This window comes from Peptoniphilus grossensis ph5, from assembly GCF_000311825.1.
Classification (GTDB): domain Bacteria; phylum Bacillota; class Clostridia; order Tissierellales; family Peptoniphilaceae; genus Peptoniphilus_A; species Peptoniphilus_A hominis.
Genome location: NZ_HE978566.1, coordinates 339,569 through 363,656, shown reverse-complemented (window position 1 = coordinate 363,656; position 24,088 = coordinate 339,569). Strand labels below are relative to the sequence as shown.

General features: G+C 33.4%; 21 protein-coding genes. All 21 read right to left on the bottom strand.

The features are described from left to right. A partial coding sequence (locus HGPG_RS01635; RefSeq protein WP_019124309.1) for a YicC/YloC family endoribonuclease occupies positions 1-298 on the bottom strand: 298 nt, incomplete at its 3' end. Positions 299-346: 48 nt separating this feature from the next. Beyond that, positions 347-2,758, bottom strand: coding sequence for a leucine--tRNA ligase (gene leuS / locus HGPG_RS01630; RefSeq protein ID WP_019124308.1), 2,412 nt, complete (start codon positions 2,756-2,758; stop codon positions 347-349). An 8-nt stretch (positions 2,759-2,766) separates the two neighbouring features. Continuing rightward, positions 2,767-4,155: an asparagine--tRNA ligase gene (gene asnS, locus HGPG_RS01625; RefSeq protein ID WP_019124307.1), complete on the bottom strand. Its 1,389-nt coding sequence runs from the start codon at positions 4,153-4,155 to the stop codon at positions 2,767-2,769. A gap of 71 nt (positions 4,156-4,226) precedes the next feature. Next, the gene (locus HGPG_RS01620) at positions 4,227-5,528 is read right to left on the bottom strand and encodes a replication-associated recombination protein A (RefSeq protein ID WP_019124306.1); all 1,302 of its coding nucleotides are present in this window, start codon (positions 5,526-5,528) and stop codon (positions 4,227-4,229) included. A 1-nt stretch (position 5,529) separates the two neighbouring features. Further along, entirely contained in the window at positions 5,530-5,988 is a 459-nt protein-coding gene (nrdR, locus tag HGPG_RS01615; RefSeq protein ID WP_019124305.1) for a transcriptional regulator NrdR, read from the bottom strand. Positions 5,989-6,129: 141 nt separating this feature from the next. Beyond that, a complete protein-coding gene (locus HGPG_RS10590; protein ID WP_261794311.1) occupies positions 6,130-6,351 on the bottom strand; it encodes a sodium/glutamate symporter in 222 nt (73 codons plus the stop codon). Further along, positions 6,344-7,381 (bottom strand): sodium/glutamate symporter, encoded by a 1,038-nt coding sequence (locus HGPG_RS01610; RefSeq protein ID WP_261794310.1) that lies wholly within the window; start codon positions 7,379-7,381, stop codon positions 6,344-6,346. Before HGPG_RS01610 ends, HGPG_RS10590 begins: the two co-directional genes overlap by 8 nt. Before the next feature lie 349 nt (positions 7,382-7,730). Then, entirely contained in the window at positions 7,731-8,819 is a 1,089-nt protein-coding gene (gene ftsZ, locus HGPG_RS01605) for a cell division protein FtsZ (RefSeq protein WP_019124304.1), read from the bottom strand. A 117-nt stretch (positions 8,820-8,936) separates the two neighbouring features. Beyond that, a complete protein-coding gene (locus tag HGPG_RS01600) occupies positions 8,937-9,791 on the bottom strand; it encodes a cell division protein FtsQ/DivIB (RefSeq protein WP_019124303.1) in 855 nt (284 codons plus the stop codon). Between the two features lie 4 nt (positions 9,792-9,795). Further along, positions 9,796-10,875 carry an undecaprenyldiphospho-muramoylpentapeptide beta-N-acetylglucosaminyltransferase gene (gene murG / locus HGPG_RS01595; RefSeq protein ID WP_019124302.1) on the bottom strand — a complete coding sequence of 360 codons (1,080 nt, stop codon included), beginning with the start codon at positions 10,873-10,875 and terminating at the stop codon, positions 9,796-9,798. After that, positions 10,872-11,984, bottom strand: coding sequence for an FtsW/RodA/SpoVE family cell cycle protein (locus HGPG_RS01590; RefSeq protein ID WP_019124301.1), 1,113 nt, complete (start codon positions 11,982-11,984; stop codon positions 10,872-10,874). Before HGPG_RS01590 ends, murG begins: the two co-directional genes overlap by 4 nt. Then, entirely contained in the window at positions 11,985-13,304 is a 1,320-nt protein-coding gene (gene murD, locus HGPG_RS01585; RefSeq protein ID WP_019124300.1) for a UDP-N-acetylmuramoyl-L-alanine--D-glutamate ligase, read from the bottom strand. It lies immediately after the preceding gene. A 9-nt stretch (positions 13,305-13,313) separates the two neighbouring features. After that, the gene (mraY, locus tag HGPG_RS01580) at positions 13,314-14,264 is read right to left on the bottom strand and encodes a phospho-N-acetylmuramoyl-pentapeptide-transferase (protein WP_019124299.1); all 951 of its coding nucleotides are present in this window, start codon (positions 14,262-14,264) and stop codon (positions 13,314-13,316) included. Between the two features lie 12 nt (positions 14,265-14,276). After that, positions 14,277-16,739, bottom strand: a complete 2,463-nt coding sequence (locus HGPG_RS01575) for a penicillin-binding transpeptidase domain-containing protein (protein WP_019124298.1) — start codon at positions 16,737-16,739, stop codon at positions 14,277-14,279. A 10-nt stretch (positions 16,740-16,749) separates the two neighbouring features. Beyond that, a complete protein-coding gene (locus tag HGPG_RS01570) occupies positions 16,750-17,157 on the bottom strand; it encodes a septum formation initiator family protein (protein ID WP_019124297.1) in 408 nt (135 codons plus the stop codon). A gap of 1 nt (position 17,158) precedes the next feature. Beyond that, positions 17,159-18,097, bottom strand: coding sequence for a 16S rRNA (cytosine(1402)-N(4))-methyltransferase RsmH (rsmH, locus tag HGPG_RS01565; protein ID WP_019124296.1), 939 nt, complete (start codon positions 18,095-18,097; stop codon positions 17,159-17,161). Continuing rightward, positions 18,097-18,525, bottom strand: coding sequence for a division/cell wall cluster transcriptional repressor MraZ (mraZ, locus tag HGPG_RS01560; RefSeq protein WP_019124295.1), 429 nt, complete (start codon positions 18,523-18,525; stop codon positions 18,097-18,099). The genes rsmH and mraZ overlap by 1 nt, the downstream gene beginning before the upstream one ends. A gap of 386 nt (positions 18,526-18,911) precedes the next feature. Beyond that, positions 18,912-20,348, bottom strand: a complete 1,437-nt coding sequence (locus HGPG_RS01555; RefSeq protein WP_019124294.1) for a sensor histidine kinase — start codon at positions 20,346-20,348, stop codon at positions 18,912-18,914. Next, a complete protein-coding gene (locus HGPG_RS01550; protein ID WP_019124293.1) occupies positions 20,332-21,003 on the bottom strand; it encodes a response regulator transcription factor in 672 nt (223 codons plus the stop codon). Before HGPG_RS01550 ends, HGPG_RS01555 begins: the two co-directional genes overlap by 17 nt. A 205-nt stretch (positions 21,004-21,208) precedes the next feature. Further along, entirely contained in the window at positions 21,209-22,639 is a 1,431-nt protein-coding gene (gatB, locus tag HGPG_RS01545) for an Asp-tRNA(Asn)/Glu-tRNA(Gln) amidotransferase subunit GatB (RefSeq protein WP_019124292.1), read from the bottom strand. Next, entirely contained in the window at positions 22,636-24,087 is a 1,452-nt protein-coding gene (gene gatA, locus HGPG_RS01540) for an Asp-tRNA(Asn)/Glu-tRNA(Gln) amidotransferase subunit GatA (protein ID WP_019124291.1), read from the bottom strand. Before gatA ends, gatB begins: the two co-directional genes overlap by 4 nt. Position 24,088 lies beyond the last annotated feature (1 nt).

The window sequence follows — 24,088 nt, the reverse complement described above, 5'->3', positions numbered from 1 at the left end:
CTCCAAACTTTTCCTGTAAATCTTTACTTATACTAATATACTTATTTAGAAGCTCATAGTCAACATCAATTTTAACATCGCTAGAGTCTAAGTATTCAAAATTTATAAAGACATCAACCTTGCCTCTTTTGATCTTACTTTTTATAAAAGATTTTACAGATTCTTCAGCATACATAATAGATGATGGCATCCTAACATTTATGTCAAGGTATCTATTGTTAACTGATTTCATCTCTACCTTTATATAAAAATCCTCGCTTCTCTTTTCAAAAAGGCCGTAGCCAGTCATGCTATTCATAAAAACTCCTCATAAAGAACGAAAAGCACTATAAAGTGCTTTTCAATTTTATTTTACAACTATATTTACAATCTTATTTGGAATATAAATTTTCTTTACAACTTTCTTTCCTTCAGTGTTTTTTGCAAAAAGTTCATCCTTTTCTGCAACTTCAAAGACTTCTTCTTGTGATGCATCTCTATTAATTTTAATTGTATATCTAACCTTGCCATTAAATTGAACTGGGATTTCAATTTCATCATCAATAGTCATTTTTTCGTCGTACTTAGGCCAAACTTGTTCAGAAAGAATTCCACCCAAGTCGCAGGCTTGCCACAATTCTTCTGTTATATGTGGAGCAACTGGATTTAATAAAATTAAGAAAGTTCTAAAATCTTCTTTTGTGATTTTTCCAGCAGAACTAAATTCATTTGAAAGTGTCATAAGTTGTGCAATGGCTGTATTTGCCTTTAAGTTTCCATAATCTTCAGTGACTTTTTTAATAGTCTTGTGAATTTCAGATGCTAAATCTTCTGTGTATTCATTGCCATCAACAACTAGGCTTTGTAAATTCCAAACTCTTTCTAAGAATCTTCTACAGCCCTTAACGCCGTTTTCTGACCATGGAACTGGCTTTTCAAAGTCACCAATAAACATTTCATAGCATCTTAATGTATCGGCACCATAGTCTCTTACAATGTCATCTGGATTTACAACATTTCCTCTTGATTTAGACATTTTTTCGTTGTTGCCACCAAGGATCATACCATGAGAAGTCCTCTTTTGATAAGGTTCTTTAGTTGGAACAACTCCAATGTCATACAAGAATTTGTGCCAAAATCTTGAATATAATAAGTGAAGTGTAGTATGTTCCATTCCACCATTGTACCAGTCTACTGGAGTCCAATATTCAAGGGCTTCTTTACTTGCAAGCTCTTTATCATTGTGTGGATCAGTGTATCTCAAGAAGTACCAAGATGAACCAGCCCATTGTGGCATTGTATCAGTTTCCCTTTTTGCAGGTCCACCACACTTTGGACAAGTTGTATTAACCCAATCAGTCATCTTAGCAAGTGGTGATTCACCAGAATCTGTTGGCTCATAGTTTTCAACTTCTGGAAGTAAAAGTGGAAGTTCTTCTTCTGGAAGAGCAACATAACCACATTTTTCGCAGTGAACTATAGGTATTGGTTCTCCCCAATATCTTTGTCTTGAGAATACCCAGTCCCTTAATTTATAATTTATCTTTCTGTCGCCAAGCTTATTTTCTTCAAGATAGTCAATCATCTTAGCAATGGCATCCTTAACTTCAAGTCCATTTAAAATTCCAGAATTTATCATTTTGCCTGTGGAAGTTTCAGTGTTTGCATGTTCACTAACATCTGAACCTTCAATTACTGGAATAATTTCTAAACCAAACTTCTTTGCAAAGTCGTAGTCACGGTCGTCATGAGCAGGAACTGCCATGATTGCACCAGTTCCGTAAGTCATAAGAACATAGTCTGAGATCCAAATTGGTATTTCTTTATTTGTAAGAGGATTTATTGCCTTAATTCCCTTAATTTCTACACCAGTTTTGTCTTTTTCCAGTTCAGTTCTTTCGAATTCACTTTTCTTAGCGCATTCTTCTTTATAGGCATTTATTTCATCTAAGTTTTCAATTTTATCTGCGTGATTTTCAATTAATGGATGTTCAGGAGCAATTACCATATAAGTTGCACCGTAAATTGTATCTGGTCTAGTAGTGAAAACTTCAAGCTTTTCGTCATAATCCTTTAGTGAGAAGTTTATGCTCGCCCCTTCACTTCTTCCAATCCAATTTTTTTGTTGTGTGACAACTCTTTCGATGAAGTCTAAATCGTCAAGGTCATTAATAAGTCTATCTGCATATTCAGTGATTTTTAACATCCATTGGCTCTTAACTCTTCTTACAACTTCTTCGCCACATCTTTCACATTTGCCACCTACAACTTCTTCGTTAGAAAGTCCAACTTTACAAGATGGACACCAGTTTATTGGCATTTCTTTTTTGTAGGCAAGTCCATGTTTATATAATTGTAAGAAAATCCATTGTGTCCACTTATAATATTCTGGGTCAGTTGTGTTAATTTCCCTTGACCAGTCAAAGGAAAATCCAATTGATTTTAACTGTTCCTTAAAGTGGGCAATGTTATTTTTTGTAACTATAGCTGGGTGAATCTTATTTTTTATTGCATAGTTTTCAGTTGGAAGACCAAAGGCATCCCAACCCATTGGGAAAAGTACATTATATCCTTGCATTCTCTTCATTCTTGAAACAATATCAAGAGCAGTGTAAGGTCTTGGATGTCCTACGTGAAGTCCTTGTCCAGATGGATAAGGAAACTCTACAAGGGCGTAGAATTTTTCTTTGTCAGAATTATTTTCGCAGACAAAGGATTCATGTTCATCCCAAAAGTCTTGCCATTTTTTTTCTATTTCACTTGGTGTATATTTATTCATATTATCTCCTAAAATTCAGCATTTCCAACAGTTCTTGGGAATGGAATTACATCTCTAATATTCTTCATTCCAGTTATATACATTACAGCTCTTTCAAAGCCTAGTCCATAGCCTGAGTGGACTACAGATCCATATCTTCTAAGATCAAGATACCAGTCGTAAGTATCCATATTCATGCCAATATTTTTCATTTTTTCTTCAAGGACATCAAGTCTGTGTTCCCTTTGGCTTCCTCCAATGATTTCACCAACTCCAGGTACTAGAAGGTCCATTGCTGCTACAGTTTTTTTATCTTCATTTTCATACATATAGAAGGCTTTGATTTCCTTTGGATAATCTGTTACAAAAACTGGTTTTTTGAAAACTTCTTCTGTTATATATCTTTCGTGTTCAGTTTGAAGGTCAATCCCCCAACTTACTGGATAGTTAAATTCTCTGTCAGCTTTTTCAAGAATTTCAATAGCTTCTGTGTAAGTTATTCTTGCAAATTCATTTTCAACTACATTGTGAAGTCTTTCTAGTAGACCCTTGTCGATGAAGTTGTTAAAGAATTCCATTTCTTGTGGTGCATTTTCAAGTACATATGAAATGATGTACTTTAACATTTCTTCTGAAATGTCCATGTTTACATTTAAGTCTGCAAAGGCCATTTCTGGTTCAATCATCCAAAATTCAGCAGCGTGTCTTTGCGTATTTGAATTCTCTGCCCTAAAAGTAGGTCCAAAAGTGTAGACATTTTTGAAGGCTTCTGCAAAGGCTTCAGCTTCAAGTTGACCTGATACAGTTAGGTGAGTCATTTTGTTGAAGAAGTCCTTAGAATAGTCAACTTCTGTTGGATTTGCCTTTGCTATGCTAGCTATGTCAAGAGTTGTAACTTGGAACATTTCTCCTGCGCCTTCAGCATCAGATGTTGTAATTATTGGAGCGTGAACATAAACAAATCCCCTTTCTTGGAAAAATTTGTGAATTGCATAGGCAATTAGTGACCTAACTCTGAAAACAGCATTAAAGGTGTTTGCTCTTGGACGAAGATGGGCTATTGTCCTCAAATATTCCATTGTATGTCTCTTCTTTTGAAGAGGATAAGATGGGTCAGATGAACAAATGGCAACAATTTTATTTGCTTGTAGTTCAAAGGATTGATTTTTCCCTGGTGACTTAACAATCTTTCCAGTAACTTCCAGTGATGAAGAAATTGGATATTTTTCAATTTCATCAAAATTTGAAAGTTCCTTACCATAAACTACTTGAATTGGTTTAAAAGCTGTTCCATCTGTGAGCTCAATAAAGCCAAAATTTTTTGAAGCTCTGCTTGTCTTTATCCAACCACTTAATACTATTTCTTTATCTAAAAAATCTTCTGGATTTTTAAAAATATCTCTAATGCTAATTGACATAATTCCTCCTAATTTGTATTCCTTACATGATGTTTAAGTATATAATTAAATCCTACATTTGTCAATTTTACTCACTTCAAAGTGTCAAGGTAGGTCTTAATAATTTTTTCGTAGCCAATATCTTTTGGTTCATAATATTTTTTGCCAAGAAAATTATCTGGTATGTACTTTTGGTCTACATAAGAGCCTTCATAATTGTGGGGATATAAATATTTTTCATCAGTTTCATTTTGCGGGTTGTGCTTATCTCTAATGTTCTTTGGTATATTTATATTATTTTCATTTTTCACATCTTCCAGAGCCTTATTTATTCCAAGATAGGACGCATTTGATTTTTCTGAAGATGCAAGGTAAGTTACCATTTGTGCCAAAATTATTCTCGCTTCTGGCATTCCAACTGCATTAATGCTGTTAAAGCAAGCTGAAGCCATGACCATTGCCTGAGGATTTGCATTACCCACATCTTCTGATGCAAAAATCATGAGCCTTCTTGCTATAAATTTTATGTCTTCTCCACCTTCAAGCATCTTGGCAAGATATATTAGGGCTGCATCAGGATCAGACCCCCTCATAGACTTTATAAAGGCAGAGATTGTGTCGTAATGCTCGTTATTATCCTTGTCGTACTTTATATTTTTAATCAAAAGCGAATTTGCGATTACATTTTCGTCTACAAAAATTTTTCCACCAACTTCATCAGTGGATAAAATTGCAATTTCTAAACTGTTTAATAAATACCTTCCATCTCCATTGGAATTTTTGATGAGAATTTTTTTGGCAAGATCTGTAATCTCTACATTTTTATTGCCAAAGCCTCTTTCCTTGTCACTCAATGCCATGTCAAGCATTTTATAGAGGTCCTTATCTTCCAGTGGCAGTAAATTTATAATTTGCATCCTAGATAAGAGGGCTCTATTGACTTCAAAGTAGGGATTTTCTGTTGTGGCTCCAATTAAAGTTATGACTCCTCTTTCCACAAAGGGCAACAGGGCATCTTGCTGAGTCTTATTAAACCTGTGAATTTCGTCAATAAAAACAATAGTGGAGATGTTGTGAAACTTCATTGAGTCTTCAGCATTTTTCAAAACTTCACGAAGCTCTTTTAAGTTTGAAGTGACAGCAGAAAGTTTTATAAAATTTTTATTTGTGGTCTTTGCAATTATTTCTGCCAAAGTTGTCTTTCCAACTCCAGGCGGTCCATAAAATAAAATAGAAGAAAGTCTGTCGCTCTTTATAAGCCTTGACAAGTATTTCCCCTGACCAATTACATGGTCTTGGCCAACAAATTCATCTAAATTTCTCGGTCTCATCCTGTCGGCAAGGGGCGCCTCTCTCCTTAAATTTTTTTGCATGCTAAATTCGAATAAATCCATTTTAATTCTTCTTTTTTACAAAATTTTCAAGCTCGTCTACAAAGGATTGAAGATCTTTAAATTCCCTGTAAACTGATGCAAATCTAACATAGGAAACTTCATCTAAGTCCTTTAGCTCGTCCATTACCATTTCCCCAATTTCAAGAGAAGTTATTTCTCTTCTCATGGAGTTTTCTATTTTCTTTTCAATGTTGTTAACTGCTTCTTCAATTTCATCAGCAGACACAGGTCTTTTTTCGCAGGACTTTATCATTCCTCTAACGATCTTGTCGCGATCAAAGGCTTGCCTGTTGCCGTCTTTTTTTATAACCATAACTGGAGATTGTTCAATTTTTTCATAAGTAGTAAATCTTTTTTGGCATTTTAAACACTCACGCCTTCTTCTTATTGTATAACCTTCATCAGTAGGTCTAGTGTCTAAAACTTTTGAATCATCATATCCGCAGAAGGGACATTTCATAGTCTTCACCTCATTTAAATAAGGTCCCTTGGACCCTTTGAATTAATAATATCACTTAAAAATCTTTTAATCAATTAATCATAGAAAAGCTTTGCAATAAAAAAAACCGAACACAGGGTGCTCGGTCTAAAAAATTCATTTTTATGAAATACTTTGTGCAATATTTAAGAAAATTGTGATAAAAATTGAATTTGTAATATCAATTGCAAAAGCACCTACCATTGGTAGAATGAAGTAGGCTTTTGGTGATGGACCAAACCTTTCTGTGATTGAGTCCATGTTAGCAAGGGCGTTATAAGTTGCACCCATACCAAATCCACAAATACCACCAGAGAGTACTGCTGCGTCATAATTTTTACCCATAGCCCAATAAGTTACAAAGTAAGCAAAAAAATGCCATAAATAAAGTTTGTGCAAATAAAATTATAAGCATGTGTCCTGCAACATCTTTTAAGTCAAGTAAGTTGATGTCAATTAATGCCATTACCAAGAATACATTTAGTCCAACATCTCCGCAAATTGAATTGGCTCTTTGGTTAACCATTAAAGGTCCCTTTTTACCAATAGTGTTTACGAAAATACCTGCAATAATCATTGATGTTACATAAGCTGGTAAGTTTAATTCCTTGCCCAATATAGATACATGAGTTCTAATAAATTCTTGTAAGATAGCTCCTAGACCAACAGATACAAAAATTAATCCAAGAACTTTTATGAAGTCACCTGCTTGAAGAGGAACTACTCTTTCATAGCCTTCTCCTGCATTGTTTTCTTCAAGATGTTCTAGCACATCGTCAAGATTTGACACGTCGCTTTTATCTCCAGATAGATTGTGTTTTCTAATAAGAGTTGAACCTATAGGTCCACCAATTAGAGAACCCATAATTACACCAAATGTTGCAGCTGCAAGTGCAAAAGTCTTTCCATTTTCTAAACCTAGCTTAGCAAAAGTACCTCCCCAAGCACCTGCTGAACCATGTCCGCCTACCATTGTAACTGAACCACATACTAGTCCAAGTAATGGATTTTCTGAAAGAGCCTTAGCTAAAACAAGACCAATTGTATTTTGTCCTAAAACTAAAATTGCTGATATTAACCAGAAAATTAAGAATCCCTTTCCACCCTTTTTCAAAGTTTCAAGGTCTGCCCCAACACCTATTGCTGTAAAGAATACCATCATAAATGGGTTTTGTAGAGCTTGATCAAATTCAAAAGTTGCTATGCCACCAACTTGTAATAAAAATCTTATTATTGCAAATAAAAATCCGCCAATTACTGGTGCTGGCACACAAAACTTTTGAAAGAAACTAATCTTCTTTCTTAAAAACTTGCCTATGTAGTAAACTATTATAGCAAAGCCTACCGTTTGCATTAAATTAAATGTTATGTTCATCTTTAAAATATTCCTCCTTTTTTGCTAGCAGATTATATTATAACAAAAATTATTTAAATAAAAAGTAGTCTTGAAAATTTTTACTACTTGTTTAACTTTTATTTATTAATTTTAAAATATAAAGAAAAATTTATAATTTTTTGTATCAATTAGTAACTATTTTATCCTTCTAAATTGATGAAACAAATATTTCTCTTTCTTAATATTTTCAACAAAATTTATTTTTTATTTCTAAAAAATTTTTATAAAAACGATTTTCCTCAAGTCATTGCTGTAAACTTTTAAAGATATAAATTAAAAAAGGACATTGTCTCCAATGTCCAATTCGTTATATTATGAAATTACAAAATTATTTTCTGTTAATTCTCAAGAAAGAAGGAATTTTAAGTTCTCCATTGTCTTCTTCATCGTCTTCGCCAATTGTTCCAATAGGAGTTCCTGGCATTTCAACTTTCTTTTCTTTCTTTTCTTTCTTTTCGTCTTTATATTGATCAAATTCAGTTGCAATAACTGTGATCTTAACTTCATCCTTAAGTGATTCGTCAATTCCTGCACCAAAGATAATATTTGCATCTTCAGATACACAGTCTCTAATTAAATCAGCTGCTTCATTAACTTCAAATATACCAAGATCTGATCCTGCAGTGATATTTAATAGAACAGATTTTGCTCCTTCAATAGAAGTTTCTAGTAGAGGAGAATTAATTGCAAGTCTAGCTGCTTCTGTAGCTCTTTCATCACCTGATGCACGACCAATACCCATGTGAGCAACGCCCTTGTCATACATAATTGTCTTAACATCGGCAAAGTCAAGGTTAATTAAGTTTGGTACAGAAATTAAATCTGAAATACCTTGAATACCTTGTTTTAAAATGTCGTCTGCCATTTCAAAAGCTTGTGAGAAGCTAGTCTTCTTGTCTGAAATGCTTAGAAGTCTGTCATTTGGAATTATAACTAGAGTATCAACTTTTCCCTTTAGAGAATTTATTCCTATTTCGGCAGATTTTGCTCTTTTTCTACCTTCAAATGTAAATGGTTTTGTAACAACGCCAACTGTAAGTAGACCTAATTCTTTAGCAACATCAGCAATAACAGGAGCTGCACCAGTACCAGTACCTCCACCCATTCCTGCAGTGATAAATACCATATCGGCACCTTCAAGAGCTTCTCTAATTTCATCAATTGATTCTTCTGCTGCTTGTTCTCCTACTTCAGGATTTGCACCTGCTCCAAGACCCTTAGTAATTTTTTCACCAAGTTGAATTTTAGTTTCTGCAAGTGAATTTTTAAGTGCTTGCTTATCAGTGTTAAATACTAAAAATTCTACACCCTTTACACCAGCGCTAATCATTCTATTGACAGCATTATTTCCGCCGCCACCAACGCCAACTACTTTAATTTTGGCAAATTCGTCTTGGTCCATATCGAATTCCAACATAAACATCCTCCTCATATACTATTTGATTGTTTTTATATTCATTACTATTATTTTATAGAAATACTTGTAAATAGTCAATATATAAAGGTCATTTGCTGACTTTTATTTGCATTTTTACTAATTTTTTTCCTTTTCCCTATAACTTTTTTCCTTATTTTCAGAATTATTATCTTCTTTTTTGTTTTTATTATTATTTTTGTTTTTGCTTTCTTCGCCATCTGTTATTAAAATTGGGTTTTCACCCTTTTCCATTTGAATAATAATGGCATTTTTGTTGGTTTTCTTTATGTCATCTAAAATTAATGATAACATCCTTAACTTATAGGAAGTATTGCTATAGGAGCCAAACTCAATTTTTATTCCGCCAACTGTGGTAAAGGTAGCTATTGAGTCTAAAAGTTCAATATCTCTTATGTTTCCACGAAGAGAATATTCATCTTTTTTTAATTCAAGGAGAAGATCTCTCTTCTCTTCATCTTCTTTGTTAGTCAAAATATAATTTCCTGCCTTGGGGTCATCTACATTAAAGCCTGATAAATTAACTAAATTGTCAGATTTTTTCTTGGAATTTTTTATAATTCTAAAATCCTCATCTACAATTAGATAATCATTGGACTCAATTTGATAGTAGGGCGTTCTCTCAGTGACATTCACTTTCACATTTCCACTTATACTATAGGATATTTTGGCATCATTTATGTAAGGAATGGACTTTATTTTTTCTAGCCTATCCTTTTTTGAAATGACAAAATATTTGCCCCCCCTATTAAGACCTGAAACTTTTTTTATTGTGGCAGTAGATACATTTTTATTTCCATCAATTGTAACATTTTTTATTTTAAATAGATTAGAATTTTTTAGTGCAAAAATTAATAAAAAAATGAAGGAAAAAAATATAAAAAACCTAATAAAAATCCTAAAATATTTTCTTTTCTTATTCAGTTTTCTTTTTTTCTTTTCCAACTTTTTCATAAAATCACTTTAAAATTATATCAACTATTTTTTTAACGGCATCTGGACTTGCCAACTTCTTAGAGTTTTCTGCCATTAATTTTCTTTCCTCATCGTTATTTAATATTTTTTCTATTGCCTTTAATAGACTTTCTCCCTTTAGATTTTCTTCTTCAATAACTGAACTTGCACCCATATTGCTATAGCTCATGGCATTGTAGTATTGATGATTTCCTGCAGTGTAAGCCTTTGGTATTAGAATTGATGCTATACCAATCGCAGAAATCTCTGCCAAGGTCATGGCTGATGAAGATGCAATTACAAGGTCTGCACTAGAAAGATAGTCATAAACTTTATGGGTGTAATCTAAAATTTCTACACCTTCAGGAACTTCACCAAGTTTTTCCATAAAGTAATCATAGTGGTCTCTTCCAGTTACATGAGTGAGCTTAAAGGGAAGTTTTTCCTTTTTATTTAAAATTTCTAAAATTGCATCATTAGTGGATTCTTGTCCACCAGATCCGCCAAAGGAAAATACAAATTTCTCATCGTCACCTATCTTTAATTCATCTCTTGATTTTTTTCTGTCAAGATGAGAAAAAACATCTCTAATTGGATTTCCTGTAAAAACAATATTTTCGTTATTTAAATATTTTTTAGCTTCCATAAAATTTATAAAGACATAGTCTGCCTTTTTAGCCAAAATTTTATTAGTCTTTCCTGGATAAGCGTTTTGCTCTTGGATTGCCGTCTTAATCTTTTTTTGTTGTGCCTTAAAGACAATTGGAGCACAAACATAGCCACCAGTTCCAATTACAATATCTGGCTTAAAGTCATCTAAAATTTTTGTGCACTGTTTCAAACCCTTCATCAAATTGTAAAAAGTTATAACAGTGTCCTTATTTAGTTTTTTTCTTGGAAGTCCAGAAATATCAATTCCCTCAAAATCAAAATTATATTTCTTTGCAAGCTCTTCCTCTAGGGAATTTTTCTTGCCCACATATAAAATTTTTGCCTCTTTGTCTTGTTTTTTTATTTCTTCCCCAATGGCAAGGGCAGGATAAATGTGCCCTCCAGTTCCGCCACCAGATAAAATATATTTCATATAGTGCCTTCTTTCGAAATTTTAAGTAAAATTGCCGTAGATGCAATTGCCATTACCAGTGCAGTTCCCCCATAGGATATAAAGGGAAGCGTGATTCCCGTAACAGGAAGGAGTTTTGCACATACGCCCATGTTGAAAAATGCCTGTATGCCAATGTAGGTTGTCATGCCAATTGCTGTAAATTTATCAAAATAATTTGTCGCCTTATAGGCAATCATATAACCCCTATAAATGTAAATTATAAAAAGTAAAATAATTATAAAAGTTCCAATAAAACCAAATTCTTCTGCCATAACTGAAAAAATAAAGTCAGTGTATGCTTCAGGAAGGTTCGTGTATTTTTGACGAGACCTAAAAAGCCCAACGCCTGAATATCCTCCAAGGGCAAAGGCATAAAGTGATTGTCTAGCTTGGTATAAGTCTCTGGACTGATAATCTGTTGAGTCAGATACAAATCCCAAAATTCTCTTTATTCTAAATTCATTTTCTGGGTCCTTTAAAATTAAATATATAAAGATAATACCCAAGACCACCAGAAACAAAAACTGCTTCCTGTCTATTCCGGCAGCTAATAAGATGGCAAATAGAGACACTCCAATTACTACTGCAGTAGAAAAGTCCTTGATCATAATGGGTCCTACTGATACACCCATTATAGCAACGGCAGTGATAAAAGTCCTAGCTTCTTTAAGTGTGTAAATATTTTTGGATAGATATTTTGACAAAAATACAATTGAAGTTAATTTAAGTAGGTCTGAAGGTTGAAACTTTAAAGGAATAACTTTAAGGTCAATCCACCTAGCTTGCCCTTTTTTGGCTGAACCCAGTGGAGTCCAAAGTAATAACACTAATATAACACTTAAAATAAAAAGCCAAGTAATATTTTTATAAATTACAGACCTTGGCACCCTAATTATAAAGACCATGGCAATAATTCCCAGGATAAGGAATACTCCCTGCCTAATTAGATAGTGAAAACTATTTAAATTGTATTTTTTTGCAGTGGGAAAAGATGCTGATGTTACTGCTATTAAACCAATTACTATTAAAAGTATCATGGTAATTAAAAGCACTAAATCCACATCTTTCATGTCCCTTTTTAGTTTCATCTATACCAACTCTCTAACTAAATCCTTAAAGTGTCGTCCTCTCACTTCATAATCACTGTACATATCCCAGGATGCACATGCAGGAGATAGGAGTACATCATCTCCATCTTTTGACAATTTCTTTGCAAGTTCAACAGCCTTGTTTAAATCCTTTACAATATAAAATTCAACCTCTGATTTTTTGCAAGAATTTGAAAATTTTTCTGCAGTTTCACCAAATAAAATTACTGTTTTTAATTTATTTTTTGATTTTTCAATTAAATCATCAAAGCTTGCGCCCTTATCATAGCCACCAGCTATGAGAATTACATCCCCATCCATGGCTGCAACTGCAACTTCCGTTGAATCTGGATTAGTTCCCTTGGAGTCGTTGTAATATTTTACTCCATCTAATTCTCTTACAAATTCAATTCTGTGTTCAACGCCAGTAAAGGATATAATGCTCTTTCTTATAGTTTCTGTATCAATATTTAAAAGTTTACTTGCAATAATGGCAGCCATAATGTTTTTAATGTTATGATCTCCAGGGATTTTTATTTCCTTGACATCTAAAATTTCTTCTACCTTTTCGCCGTCATTAAAATAAATTTTTCCCTTATCAAGGAAGGCTCCTTTTTCAGAAATCTTGTGCATTGAAAAATAATATTTTTTGCCCTTTAAATTATAATTTTCAGCAAGTTCCTTATTTTCATAATTTAAAATTGCAAAGTCATCTTCATCTTGATTGGCAAAAATTTTAAATTTTGCGTCAACATAATTTTGAGTAGTCTTGTGCCAGTCTAGGTGGTCACTTGTAACATAAGTTAAAAGTGCAATATGTGGTTTAAATAATTTTGTGTGCTCCAATTGGAAGGATGAAGCTTCAATAACTACATAGTCATCACTTTTTGCTTCTTCAGTTATTTCTAAGATACCCTTACCTATATTGCCAACGACAAAGGTTTTTGACTTTCTTCTTAAAATATCGCCAATAATTGTAGTTGTTGTTGTTTTTCCATTTGTACCAGTAACTGCAACTACATTATTTGTTTTTAAATTTCTGTAGCTAAGCTCAATATCGGAAATAATTTCTATATTTTTTTCTCTAGCCTTTACTAAAAGTTCGTGGAAAGGATAAATTCCTGGACTTTTGACTATTAAATCAATTTTATCTAAATCTTCTTCCTTAAAAATTATAAAATCTTCATCCACATTTAACTTTTGAAGATCTAAATTGCTGTCGTAAATGTAAATTTTGCAAGGGAATTCCTTTAAAAATTTTAAAGTTGCCTTTCCCGTTACGCCAAAACCCATTATAAGAATATTTTTGTTTTCTAACATGTCTATCACCTAAAATAAAATTAAATATGAAATTATACAAAGTATAAATTCAACTAATGAAAATACTGCAACTACCTTTTTCTCATGCCAACCCTTTTGTTCAAAATGATGGTGAAGTGGTGACATGAGAAATACTCTCTTTCCCCTAGTCTTAAAGCTTACTACTTGGATGATTACTGAGAGAGTTTCTATAAAATATATTCCACCTGCTATAGGAAGAATTAGTGGCACATTTAAGAGAAGAGCAATTGCAGAAATTGCTCCACCCAGTGCCAGAGACCCTGTGTCTCCCATAAAAACCTTGGCTGGATACTTGTTGAAGATCAAAAATCCCATTAAGGCACCTGCAAGCGCCAAGCAGAAGGCTGCTATTTCGTATCTTTGAAACTTTATAGCAACTACATTAAAAAATAATAGACAAATTATTGTAACGCTAGTTGAAAGTCCATCTAAGCCATCAGTTAAATTTACTGAATTTACAGTTCCTACAATTACAAAAATTATAAAGGGAACATAAAAAACTCCAATAGATCTATAATCTTTTAAAAAGGGAATGTATAGGTCTGTCCCCATATTTTTAGAATTATATTGATAAATTATTAAGATCACTGCAGTAATAATTTGTAAGAGAAGTTTTTGGTAGGCACGAAGACCTAGATTTCTCTTCTTCACAACCTTTATATAATCGTCAATGAAGCCCACTGCTCCAAAGGCTAGTGTGGAGAAAAGTATCATTAAGACAGATACTTTAAAATTTCCAGTGACTAAAGTTGTGATTATTGCAGAAGCTAAAAATATAAGTCCACCAATAGTTGGTGTGCCACTTTTTTTCATGTGACTTTGGGGTCCATCTTCTCTTATACTTTGACCTGCGTGCAATCTTTTTAACATAGGAATAAAAATTCTTCCAAAAATCCGTGAGAAAATTAATCCCAACAATACATTTACTATATAATTCATATTACTTCCGTCCTAGTCCTTTTTTCTTTTTCCTTTATTTGAATTTTCATTATTATTTGATTCATTCTTTGTATCTTTATTATTTTTTAAAGATTTTTTCTTTTTACTAGAGCTTTCTTCCTTTAAGTTTTTATTATTTGTCTTGACACTATTATTAGCCTGAGAATTTTCTTCATCTAAAAGATCTTCATCCTTTATTTTTGTGTAATTAATAGTAATAGTCGCATCGCCACTAATTTTTTTGCCAGCTCTAGGACTTTGTGATATAAAGTCGCCATTTCCTCTGATATTATACTCTATATTCATAGAATTTAAAATAGATATAGCTTCTTTTCTAGTCTTTCTCGATAGGTCAGGCATGACTAATATACCGCTATCTCTATCATTAATAGCAAGATCCACTATGGAGTCTTTTAATACATAAGAAGATGGTGATGGATTTTGATTTAAGACCACAGAATAATTTTCCACTCCATGGGCATTGGTGTTAAACCTAAGTCCAGATTTAAGTAAAATTTTTCCTGCATCTTCTAAAAGTAACCCTTCTACATCGGGAACTGATACAAAGTCTTCCTTTTCATCAACTTCTTCAGTTTTTTGAATCTTCATATAATTTAAAGACTTGCTTAAAATTTCTTGAACAACTGGTGCAGCTACAGCTCCGCCTAGGATTCCCTCCTTAGGATTGTTTATAACTACAAGTACAGTTAGCCTTGGGTCATTAAGTGGTGCAACAGCCACGAAGGATGAATTGTAGGCATCTAAGTAGCCAGTAGTTGTGGCAATATTTGCAGTACCAGACTTGCCCCCTACTTGATAGCCAGGGACCTGGGCAAGCTTTCCTGTTCCATTATCCACAACTCTTTTCATCATGTATTTCATCTTGTCAGAAGTTTCTTCAGAAATTACTCTTCTTCTAAGTTCAGTTCTCTTCTTTTCAATAACATTTCCATTGGCATCAACTAATTCTTTTACTAGTGTTGGCTTATTTAAAAATCCACCATTGGAAATTGCACTTACTGCATTTATTAGTTGAAGTGGAGAAACTGCAATTGAGTGTCCATAGGACATTGTGGCAAGTTTTACCTTTCCTATGTCATCAGCAGATGCCGGTATAAGACCTAGGGACTCACCATAAAGTTCTATGCCAGTTTTTCTTCCAAAGCCAAAGGCCTTAATGTATTTTAAAAACTTTTCTGGACCTAAATCTTGACCAACTTGAATCATAGTCATATTACAGGACTCTTCTATTGCCTTGGCAAGACTTTTCATTCCCCTAGTATGACTTGTACAGGATAGTCTTCTGTCCCCTACCTTCATGACGCCTTGGCAAGAATATTGGGAATCAGGTTGAGCAGTGTTCTCTTCAATGGCAGCTGCTGCAGTTATAAGTTTAAAAGTAGAACCTGGCTCATACTGATCATTTACATTGAAGTCTCTCCAGTTGTCATACAAGTTCTCCATCTTCTCGTCATCGTCTAAATTCTTCCACTCCTTCTCCTGTTTTTCGTTAATAGGAGCTCTTGGGTCATTTAGATTATAGTCATCCTTAGTTGTCATTGCCAAAATTTCACCAGTCATAGTGTCTTGCACTATTACCGATACCTTGTCTGCCTTGTTCTCTTTCTTTGCATTTTCTGCAGCCGTTTCTGCAAACTGTTGAATATTTGAATCAATGGACAAAACTACAGAGTAGCCTTCCTTAGGTGCATAAGTTTCCTCATCAGTTAGTGGAATTTTATTTTGTGCATTGTCCTTTAAGGAAACATTTTTGCCTGAAATTCCTGCAAGTTCTTCATCGTAACTTGCTTCTATTCCATATTGTCCAATATTTTCATCATTTGTAAAGCCTATGATGTAAGAGGCGAGGTTGTTAAAGGGATAGAGCCTTCTTGTAACATCGTCAATGGAAATTGGCAACAAGTTATATTTTAAATTCCTCTTTTTGCCTTGATTTTCTTTAAGTGTTTCTGCTCTCAAATCCTTTAACTGCATGGCCTTAGTTCTGTCAATATTCGTGGCAAGTCTCACAACCTTGTCGCCATGCATAAGACCTCTTATTTCATCAAATTCTATGCCAGTTACCTCTGATATAGTCTCTGCATCTTCGTCATAAATTCTTTCTTTTCTATCTTTAAAGTCCTTATCACTTTCTTCTCTACCCTGCTTAAAATAATCCATGTTGTAAAAAACATTGCACTTAGTAATGTTTACAGCCATCTCTTTATTGTTTCTGTCATAAATTATTCCACGATTAGAGTTTATTACTTCAGTCCTAGTAAGTTGGTTTAAGGCAGCAATAGTTAATTCTTCTGATTGAACAATTTGTATGTACAAAAGCTTAGCTATTAGTACCACAAATAAAAAAGCTAGAAAGATAAAAAATATAAATATGAATCTATTGGCATGGTCAGTGTGCCTTGTAAATCCACCTTTCTTTTTCTTATCTCTAGCTTTAAATTTATTATTTTTCAATTATATCCTCCTAATCTCTTGTAAAGGATCTGAGGACTGAGACAATTGGACTTAAGAAAACATTGTAATTAATATCTCCAAGCTTCTTTTCTTCCCCGGAATCAATATAAACTATTTGGTCTTCAGAAGGATAGACCATGCCAAGTTTATACATAGCTTCTTCAGCAATTTGTGCTGAAGATTTTACAGCTTTTATCTCACCTACAAGAGTTATCTTAGTTTTATTCAATTCATCAATTTCAGCCTTTTGCTTTAAAATTTCTCTATCAAGTCCTGCTATTTGTGAATACAAAATCAAAATTGCAGCAAATATAATTATAACAATTGCCAAAGTAAAAATAAAAGGCTTATTATTTAAAAGTTGATTCTTATATCTATTATAACTTTTATTTGAAATTTTAGTTAATCTTTTTACCATTTTACACCTCTAATTTTTCGGCAATTCGCAGTTTTGCTGAGTGTGATCTATTATTTTCCTTTAATTCCTCTTCACTTGCAGTAATTGGTTTTCTCGTGATAATTTTTATTTCCCTCTTCTTATTGCAGGTGCATATTGGAGAAGTAGGTGGACATATACAGTCCTTTTCCAAATATTTAAAGGAATTTTTTACAATTCTATCTTCAAGGGAATGAAAAGTGATAATTGCAATTCTTCCACCAGGATTTAATCTGTGGACAAATTTATCAATGGAGTTCTTAAGAACATCAAGTTCCTTATTTACTTCAATCCTTAGGGCTTGGAAAGTTCTCTTGGCAGGATGAGGACCAGTTCTCCTCGCTCCAGCAGGAATAGCATTTTTTATTATTTCAACAAGCTCAAAAGTTGTATCAATTTTTTTATTTTTTCTCTCTTGGACAATAAATTTAGAAATTCTTGAAGCCCATTTTTCTTCGCCGTATTCCCTAATAATTTCTGTGATTTCATCTTCACTATATGTATTTACAATGTCCTTGGCAGAAATTTCTAGACTCTTATCCATTCTCATATCAAGTGGTGCGTCAAACCTATAGGAAAACCCTCTCTCCGGATTGTCAAATTGATAGGATGAAACCCCTATATCAAGTAGGACTCCGTCAATCTTTTCAATGCCAAGCTCATCTAATGCTTTTTCAAAGTCTATGTAATTTAAATTAAAGTATTCTACATTTTTAAATTCAGAAAGTTTCTCTCTTGCAGCCTTAAGTGCCTCTTGGTCTTGATCTATGCCAATTAAAAGTCCAGTGCCATCAAGTTTTTTTAGGATTTCGTAACTGTGGCCTGCTCCACCAAGAGTCCCGTCGAGATAAATTTTTCCCCTTCTAACATTTAATCCTTCAATTGTTTCCTTTAAAAGAACGCTTTTATGTGAAAAATCCATTATATTCCCAACTCCGACATCTTTTCAGCAAGTTCTTCATAAGAAAGTGCTTCCTCTTCATTGTATCTATTCCAATTTTCTTCAGACCAAACTTCTGCACGATTGGAAAGACCTATAATTACGCATTTATCTTCAAGATTTGCATAATCTCTTAAATTTTCTGCTATAAGCACCCTTCCCTGCTTGTCTAATACGCAATCTACTGCACCAGAGAAAAATGTTCTCACAAAGGAACGAACAGCTTTATTAGTCATTGGAAGCTCTTTTAATTTGTTTTCAATCTTCTCCCATTGGTCCTTTGGATATAAAAATAGGCAGTCGTCTAAACCCTTCGTCATTACAAATACAGAAAGGTCCTCTCTAAACTTTGATGGAATTGTAATTCTGCCCTTTGGGTCTAGGTTATGTCTAAATTCGCCTATTAACATTTTATTCTCCACTTTATTCCACTTATATGTTTTTTTATGCCACTTCGCTCCACTTAAGTTAATTCTACTACATAAAGTCGCCATTTTCTACTCTTTTAATTAGTTTTTTAAAATGAGGACTAATGGCACTAATTTTTATTTTATGTAGAAAATTGTTTTATTATAAAAACATTTTTCTTCTGCTTTAAAAATTTTTTTAGAATTTAATATTTAGAAAATAAAATAAAAATTTTCGCTTAAAATTTTATATTTTGAAAAAATTTTTCCAAAAATAATTTCTAAAATATTTTTCAAATTTTCTCTTATCCATGAAAAATAATTAAATAAAAATGACCATAAAAAAATCGACTATCTCTAGTCGATTCAAAAATTTATTTATTTTTTAACTATTTACTTCCAATAAAGTAAAAGTCTGAGCCTTCATTTATTTTTGAGTGAACGCCATACTCGTAGCCGTGAAGTTCCATTATGGTCTTCACAATATATAAGCCAAGACCTGTTCCAATCTCTGGCCTCGTGTGGTTGTTTCTCACCCTGTAAAACCTGTCCCAAATGCCCTTGATGTCCTCTTCCTCGATGCCTATTCCCCTGTCGATGCAGTGAAATTCAGTTTTTTCTTCATCGCCTCTAATTACTAGCTTGATTTCCTTATTTACTGGCGAATAATTTATGGCATTGTTAATTAAATTATAAATGACTTGATTTATTTTTGACCTGTCGCCTAAAATTCTCGTGTCACCCTGTGAATCAATTACAAAGCTGTAATCAGAATAATTTTTATTGATTTTAAACCTATCTAAGACTTCATGGACAGAATCCTCTAAGTCAAATTCTTCCTTTTTAATCTCTTCAAGATTAGATTCAATTTTTGAAAGATCCAGCAAATCATTTACCAGCGCAGTTAAATTGTCAGCCTCACTGATAATTGTCTCAAGGTGTTTGTTCCTCAAAGTTTCATTTGGACCAGATATGTCCCTAATCATTTCGCCATAGGACTTTATAACAGTAAGTGGTGTCTTTAAGTCGTGACTTACATTTGCCACTAAGTCCTTTCTCATTTCAATTGTCTTTGTAAGTTCATTTTTTGCATAGTTAAGAGTGTTGGAAAGGTCGTCGATTTCTGTGTATTCGCCCTTCCTAAACTGAACCTTATAATCTCCCTTGGCAAGTTCCTTGGCAGTGTTTGACATCCTTACAAGGGGTCTTGATAGTCTTCTTGAAACAAAATATGCAGTTATTGATGCAAAAATAAGGGCCAAGAAAGAAATAATTATTAAAATTCTTCTTATTACATCAACTGTTGCGTCCACCGGCTTTAAAACTGAATTTATGTAGAGATAATAATCTTCTCCATCAGTGTTTCCAAGGTAGCCTGCATAAATAATTGATGGGTCCTTTAAGTTTTCATACCTAACTGTATAAATTTTATAAGTCCTGTTGTCCCTTTTTAGTGAGCCAAAAAACTTGTCAAAATTTTCCCAAATCATTCTCGGTCTTTCAACAAATTCGTCAAACAACCTTAGAGGAAAAACCCAAGCGCCATTTTCGTCTAAGACTTTAATCTCAAGACCCTTTGTGTTGGCGTAATTGGAAAGTTTTGTCTCAAAATCCTCAGAATTATATTCACTTCTCAGTTCGTTGCCCACCTTTGTAACTTCACGAATTTTCATAGTTTCATAAAAGCTTGACAAGAAAACTGTTTGAAAAAGCCAAATAGAAATTAAAATTAGTCCAGCAAAAATTACAAAGGACTTCCACAACTTAAATAGGATGCTGTTTTTGTCAATTTTTACTCTCCTTATTTCTTTAATTTCTTGTATCAAATTTATATCCCACTCCTCTTACAGTAATAATAAATTTTCTGTATTCCTTAATTGAATTTCTAAGCATTTTTATGTGAGTGTCAACTGTTCTGTCTTCGCCATAAAAATCATAGCCCCAAACTTGGTTTAAAAGCTTGTCCCTTGAAAGGGCAATATTTTTATTCTTAACCATGTAGACTAAAAGGTCGTACTCCTTTGGAGTAAGCTCTACAATTTCGTCATCAACAAATACAACTCTTCCGTCTAAATCTATTTTTAGCCCTTCAAACTCCATAGTATTGTTTTCTTCAACCTTATTATTTCTATTTACAATTACATTTAACCTTGCCATGAGTTCCTTTGGAGAGAAGGGCTTAGTTACATAATCGTCAATTCCAATTTCAAAGCCAAATAATTTATCGTACTCCTCGCTTCTTGCTGAAAGCATCAAAACTGGAATGTCTTTAATCTTTTTTATTTCCTTGTAAGAAGAAAATCCGTCAAGCTTTGGCATCATAATATCCATAACTATTACATCAAAATCCTCTTCGCGAACTTTATCTATTGCTTCAAGGCCATCTCTCGCCTCGACAACTTCGTGACCTTCAAATTCAGCATAAGTTCTAATAACTTCTCTTATGCTCTTTTCATCATCAACAACTAATATCTTAAACATTTAATCACCTGCTTTATTATAATAAAAAATTGTGAATATTTAATGACAGCTTTGTTAAGGCTAATAACCACAAATTAAATTTATATTAACATGACATAATTATATCAATACTTTTAAAAATTTGTAAAAATCTTTTTATAAGTCCTGAAATTTTTAGGTAAATAAAAAAGGTGCCAAGCTGACACCTTAATCTAAATTATATAAATTATCTTTCCTTTAATTTTTTAACAAGCATTTCGTTGGCAATTTTTGGATTTGCCTTTCCTCTTGATTTTTTCATTACTTGTCCAACTAAAAAGCCAAGAGCTCTGTCCTTTCCTTCCTTGAAGTCGATGATTGACTGCTCATTTTCGTCTAGGACTTCATCAACAATTTTTTCAATTGCAGAAGTGTCTGTCATTTGAACAAGTCCAAGCTTATCAATAATTTCCTTTGCGCCCTCTCCTGTTTCAAACATTTGTCGAAGAACTTTCTTGCCAGCATTATTGCTGATTTTTTCGCTCTTAATTGAATTTAAAAGTTCAATAAATTCTTCATTGGCAAAAGGAAGTTTAAATTCTTCATCATCAGAAATTTCTACTCTTCTTAAAATTTCTGTTTGAATCCAGTTTGAAAGAAGTGTGTAGTCCTTAAAGTCACTTGCCACTGTCTCAAAGAACTTTGCAAGTTCTCTTGATGATGCAAGGACTCCTGCATCTTCTCTTGTTATGCCATAATCTTTTACAAATCTTTCAATCATTTGTCCTGGAAGCTCTGGCATTTTATCTACAATTTCTTTTATCTCTTCGTCAGTAATGTGAACTATTGGAAGATCTCCTTCAGGTGCAAATCTATAGTCGCTGGCTGTGTACTTCACTCTCATTAGGACAGTTTCATTTTTTGCATCGTCCCATCTTCTTGTAGTTCTAATTTCTTTTTCATGGTTTTCAAGAAGCTTAATGTGCCTTTCAACTTCAAAGTCTATTGCCTTCTCAACACCCCTAAAGGAGTTAAGGTTTTTAACTTCAGTTATGGCAGTTTTCTCACCTGTCTCCATGTCCTTAATGTTGACATTTACATCACATCTTAAGGATCCTTCTTCCATTTTGCAGTCAGAAATATTTAAAAATCTTAAAGTTGATTTTAATTTTTCAAGGAATACACGAGCTTCTTTGCCACTTGAGATGTCTGGTTTAGTTACAATTTCAATTAGAGGCACGCCACATCTGTTGTAGTCCATAAGAGTTTCATTATCTTCAGTGTGAAGGCTCTTGGCAGTATCTTCTTCCATTTGAATTTGGAAAAGTCCTATTTTTTTCTTTCCCTCATCAGTCTCAATTTCAAGATAACCATCAGTGCAAATTGCATTGTCATTTTGTGTTATTTGAAATCCCTTAGTTAAGTCTGGATAGAAATAATTTTTTCTGTCAAATTTTGATTTGTTGTTAATTTTGCAGTTAAAGGCAGTACCAGCCATTACTGTATAGTTTACAACATTTCTATTTAAAACTGGCATACCACCAGGTAGTGCCAAGCAAACTGGGCACACATTTGTATTTGGTTCATCTCCAAAGGAGTTCTTGCATGAACAAAAAGCCTTTGTCTCTGTGGAAAGTTCGACGTGAATTTCCAAACCTACAATTGTTTTATATTTCATTTATTTAAACTCCTTTCGAAAGCAAGTGATGCTTGAAGTAAATCTTTATCCTTAAATCTCTTGGCTGTAAATTCAATTCCAACAGAAAGACCATCTTCTCCTGCTGGCATTGGAAGTGAAATTGATGGAGAGCCAACCATGTTTGCAGGAATAGTAAATAAGTCTGCTTGATACATTTCAACTGGAGTCATGTCGTCATCAATTTTAAAAGGAAGTACTGGGAATGTTGGGCAAATCATAAAGTCATAATCCTTAAACATCCTGTCCATATCTCTCTTTATAAGTCCCCTTACCTTTAGAGCCTTGTAATAAAATTCATCAGCATTTTCCATGGAAAGAATATGAGTTCCAATCATTATTCTTCTCTTAACTTCTTCGCCAAAGCCTTCTTGTCTTGATGCACGATACATTTCTTCAATTGTGTCAAATTTTTTGTCAGTTCTGTGACCATAGCGAATGGAATCAAAACGAGCCAAATTTGATGCAATTTCACCATTTACTAAAATATTATAAGTTTCTATAGTGTGATTAAGAGAATCTATGTCGTAGGCTTCTACCTTTGCACCATTTTCTCTTAAAACTTCAATGGCTTTATCAAGTTCTTCCCTTACTCTCTTATTTAAATCCATGTCCAAATAAGTTTTTGGTATGGCAAATTTTTTGCCTTCAAGATTTTTTATAGCGTCATCAGAAAAGTCAAAGTCGTATTTAAGTCCAGGGTTTCCCACAGAAGTTGCGTCTCTTTCGTCGCGGCCTTCAATTACATTAAACATCATTGTAAGGTCTCTTACGTCCTTGGCAATGACACCAGGTTGGTCAAAGGTGTTAGCCATTGATGACATGCCAAATCTTGAAATAGAACCATAAGTTGGCTTCATGCCCACAGTTTTACAAAAACTTGAAGGTTGTCTAACAGATCCACCTGTGTCTGAACCAATAGAAATTGCTGCCATATCTGCACTGACAGAGGCAGCTGAGCCACCTGATGAACCACCAGAAACTCTTGTAGTGTCAAGTGGATTTTTTGTAACTCCAAAATAAGAAGTTCTAGTTGAAGCTCCCATGGCAAATTCGTCCATGTTTACCTTGCCAAGAATTACTCCATCATTATTTTTTATTTTTTTAACAAGAGTTGCATCATAAGGCGCTGTGTAATTTTCTAGCATCCTTGATGCACAAGTCATCTTTACATCCTTTACAGAAATATTGTCCTTAATAGAAATTGGCACGCCAGCAAGAGGAGATACTTCTTCTCTGTTGTGAAATTTTTCATCAACTTCCTTTGCTTTCTTCATAGTCATATCTTCTGTAACTGTGATGTAGGCATTAATTTCGCCATCTTTTTCTTTTATATTATCTAAAAATTCTCTAGTAACTTCTTGGCAAGAGAAATCTTTATTTCTATATCCTTGGGCGATTTCCCAGGCTCTTAAATTGCTAAAAGTCATG